5 protein-coding genes are annotated in these 3,372 nt (G+C 53.3%); 2 read left to right on the top strand and 3 right to left on the bottom strand.

Annotation, left to right across the window (positions count from 1 at the left end):
• The first annotated feature begins 381 nt into the window (after positions 1-381).
• Both K8V32_RS11750 and K8V32_RS11745 read left to right on the top strand, forming a co-directional pair.
• The gene (locus K8V32_RS11750; protein WP_303907620.1) at positions 382-1,002 is read left to right on the top strand and encodes a hypothetical protein; all 621 of its coding nucleotides are present in this window, start codon (positions 382-384) and stop codon (positions 1,000-1,002) included.
• A 434-nt stretch (positions 1,003-1,436) separates the two neighbouring features.
• A complete protein-coding gene (locus K8V32_RS11745; protein WP_303907618.1) occupies positions 1,437-1,805 on the top strand; it encodes a DUF1801 domain-containing protein in 369 nt (122 codons plus the stop codon).
• 111 nt (positions 1,806-1,916) lie between these two features.
• Here K8V32_RS11745 and K8V32_RS11740 read toward each other — a convergent pair whose 3' ends face one another.
• The 3 genes from K8V32_RS11740 to K8V32_RS11730 all read right to left on the bottom strand — a co-directional run.
• Positions 1,917-2,216, bottom strand: a complete 300-nt coding sequence (locus K8V32_RS11740; RefSeq protein WP_303907615.1) for a CBS domain-containing protein — start codon at positions 2,214-2,216, stop codon at positions 1,917-1,919.
• A gap of 278 nt (positions 2,217-2,494) precedes the next feature.
• Complete coding sequence (locus K8V32_RS11735; protein WP_303907612.1) at positions 2,495-2,932, bottom strand: VOC family protein; 438 nt, start codon at positions 2,930-2,932, stop codon at positions 2,495-2,497.
• A gap of 68 nt (positions 2,933-3,000) precedes the next feature.
• The coding region (locus K8V32_RS11730) for a hypothetical protein (protein ID WP_303907609.1) at positions 3,001-3,372 on the bottom strand (372 nt) is incomplete at its 5' end.

The following is a 3,372-nucleotide window of genomic DNA, read 5'->3' as shown; positions in this document are numbered from 1 at the left end:
TGCTTAGATGGGCAATCCTGAAAATCAATGCACATCATAACGCCGGCGCTCATATAATTCGAACAGGTCTCTATCGCGGTATCTGAGCTGGTTTCATCATCTTGTCTGCGCGCAGATGCTGCAACTTATGGTAGAGGGGGTAACAGTCCTTACGGCCGGGTGGTACCTGGTTTAGCCTGGTTATAGGCTTTGGCGTTGAGGAGTTTTGTGTATCAGGCAGCGAGGCATATCGCGTTTGATTTTTCAGAGGCTCGTAGCGTATTGAGGGCTATTGACGCGGCGATAGAAGAACTGCGTGGTGTTGGGCTGCGGCTGTCTCTCCATGTGATCGCATTGGTTATGGCGTTGATGATGAGCGGGTGCGGGCCGCAGGAGGACCAGATGCAAGATCATACCGGAACCACCCAGGACCAAATCCAAGATCTGAGTATCCATGACCAGTATGAACTGGCTGAGCAGCGTTATTTGGAACTGCAAGAGTTGGCAGGCGAGGTGCAATCCCAGATCCACGATGGTGACTGGGCAGCTCCGAGCGTGGGGTCAGAAATTAATCCCCGCATGGGGTCCTCCTTGGGTCGAGCACCGGAAGGCGCGACCAAGAATAATAGCTATTATTTTGATGTTTTCCGCACATATGCACCTGCCGAGGACGAAGACCTACACGACATAATTCGGCAGACGTCTGACGACTGGGCTGACCGCGGCTGGCAGATCTCCATTGAAAAAATTGACAACCGAACATTCCTCAACGCTACAACCTCGGATCACTATTGGTTCGAATTGGCGGAGAACACTCACAACGACCAGTTACACTTTCGCGGACATTCCCCGGTGTACTGGGTTACCGATTATATGGAACTTGGCCGAGCCACTCAGCAACGGCGGGAAGCACAAAACGAGGCTGCAGATGAGTGGCCTGTTGCGGACCAAAGCTCAGAAACTCGTCGTCTTTTTCAACCGGGTGAGCATCGGCCCTTTCCTGCATGGGAAATTATTGACTGATCCACGCCAGCAGAGTTCGGTTGGCGATCTAATGTACAAAAGCAATTCATAATCCGTCTGGCGATCAGGCTGTGCTGGTAAAGGTTGTGCAAGGCTTGGCTGACACAGCTCGCGATGTGTGCCAGGGGGATCGGTAGATGGGGTAAGGCTGTGGATGCTTTTCTCGGTCACAGGCATGAGGGGCAAAGGCGGATCTTTCCACCCTGATGATCATTGCAGCAGAACACGGGATGCTATGGCAGCTGTTTGGCAACGTTGGTATCATGAAGTTGTGGTAGCTTTACGCGCCACCGACAGCGCTTCCAGGTTCCATAACCTGAATCACTGTGGAGGGGACTGAAATTCTCAGGACATGTCCACGTGGGGTGCTGCGCTAACCAGCGCATCAACCTCGCAACCGATATAAAAATCGGCATTTTCGAAAGGATATGTTCATGGCCACCAAAGACGATAAAAATCTCCAAAAAGTGCTGGGCAAAATTGCCGGCATGAATGAACCCGAGCGATCTGTCATGCAACGCATGCACGACGTAATCACCGAAGCAGCTCCTGAGCTGAAACCCCGAATCTGGTATGGCATGCCCGGTTACGCGCTGCATGCCAGCAGCCCGGTTCTGGTGTTCTTCCGCAACGATGAACGCATGACCCTTGGCCTCAGTGAGAAGGCCAATTTGAAACCGGCAGGTGGCAACGATGGCCAGCTGATTCCAGCGGCCTGGTACTTTGAAGAACTCGATGATGTGACAGAACAGCGGATCGCCGAAATCGTTCGAGCCGCCGTCACTGTCAACCAAACGGTCTAACCTCAGCCAATGGTCGACGCCGTCGAACATTGACAGAGACCCTAAGGGGCCGAGTCCGATAGCGGACCCGGCCCCTTACCAGTGCCAAACCCATGCTACATATCTAAGGAACTAGCTTATTTGTGTTCCAGCCGTCTGCAGGTGCTGAACATGCTGATTGAGGTAGTTGCCAATGGCTAGGCGGTTGATAGCTGAACGGCTCACAATACCAATCATCAGGTGATCCTCACCGGAGACGACAGGAACCTTTTTCAGATGAGCATCTGACAGTGCTGCGACAGCATCTGCAACGGATGCGCTCGCGTCGATCGTCAGGACATCGTGCGGGCACCGCGGGAATGTAAGCACAGCAAATAGCACGATCGAGTCGTATCCTGCCGCGAGCCCAACGAAGATCACGAAGACGGCCATTACGCACAAAAGCTGGAGGTGAGCGATCCAATAACCGAACCGATCATCGACCGTGCAGTGTCAGAAGGCGCTTATATGGGAATCTTATTGTCGTGTCATCGGGTCCTGAAGATGACCGAAGGCCACCGTGGGTCATAACAGATCCTAGATTTTCGCTCTGCTCAAGCGTTGTTATGGGCTCATTTGACCATCTGCGCTGGGACAGACTCCCAGAATCTAGCGTTTTTATTCCTCGTGTTTCCGTCAAGCCGAGGCCGTAGACGAGGCCAAAAGCAACATCATGACGGTTTGAGTTCTTGGGCGAACATCACGATGATGCCGCTGGGGCCACGAACATAGGTGAGTCGATACAGGTCACGATAGGTCGCGACCCCGCGTAACGGATGGCAACCGTGACGCGCGGCGATGTCGAGTGCTTCGTCGATGTCATCAACGGCAAACGCGACCCGATGCATGCCGATCTCATGGGGTAGTGTTGGTTGCGTTTCAATTGCTTGCGGATGAATATATTCGAAAAGTTCCAGTCTGCCATGGCCATCCGGTGTCTGCAGTAACGCAAGTTTGACGTGATTACCTTCCAGCCCGACAGCGGTATCGGCCCACTCACCTTGGACAGTGTCACGTCCTAAAACAGTGAGCCCGAGGTCGGTGAAGAACGCGATGGTAGCTTCCAGATCTCGGACCGCAATCGCGACATTATCAATCTTGATGCTCATGCGCGCAGACTACCTAACCTGAGGTTCCTTTGGAAGAGGTACCGAATGTGCATCATAGTTCCCATACGTTACAGCTGGGCTAGCAGGTCTTTCCAAATCGGACGCCAGTAAGCAATAGTCTCTGCAGAATCGAGCTTTGAATGCTGCAGACCAACGAGTGCTTTGTCGGCATGCTTGTCATTGATGTTGACAACTACCCGCGTGCCGTTCGACAACGATACCCGCCAGTACCGCCAACGATCAGTGCTCGACGTTGATGCCTCGCCTTCAATGAGTACGCCACCAAACTCGGTCCTGGATCCGACGAGCTCTAACCACGTCTCCAGCACCTGATCTTTATTACCTGCAACGGTGCGTGAAGTGGAGAGCTGGAAGTCACCGGTGCTCGTCTGTCCCGGTACGCGCAGTCCGGCATGTTGTTCAAAAGCAACTGCCGTGCC

Origin of the sequence: Enteractinococcus helveticum (assembly GCF_020742345.1) — a bacterium.
Lineage (GTDB): Bacteria > Actinomycetota > Actinomycetes > Actinomycetales > Micrococcaceae > Yaniella > Yaniella helvetica_A.
Note: the sequence above shows the minus strand (reverse complement) of the source record. Positions and strands in the feature narration are given on the sequence as shown.

What these genes read in the sequence shown, in the direction of transcription:
- K8V32_RS11750 (WP_303907620.1), top strand. Translation starts at nt 382, where the DNA reads ATGCAAGATCATACCGGAACCACCCAGGACCAAATCCAAGATCTGAGT.
- K8V32_RS11745 (WP_303907618.1), top strand. Translation starts at nt 1,437, where the DNA reads ATGGCCACCAAAGACGATAAAAATCTCCAAAAAGTGCTGGGCAAAATT.
- K8V32_RS11740 (WP_303907615.1), bottom strand. Translation starts at nt 2,216, where the DNA reads ATGGCCGTCTTCGTGATCTTCGTTGGGCTCGCGGCAGGATACGACTCG.
- K8V32_RS11735 (WP_303907612.1), bottom strand. Translation starts at nt 2,932, where the DNA reads ATGAGCATCAAGATTGATAATGTCGCGATTGCGGTCCGAGATCTGGAA.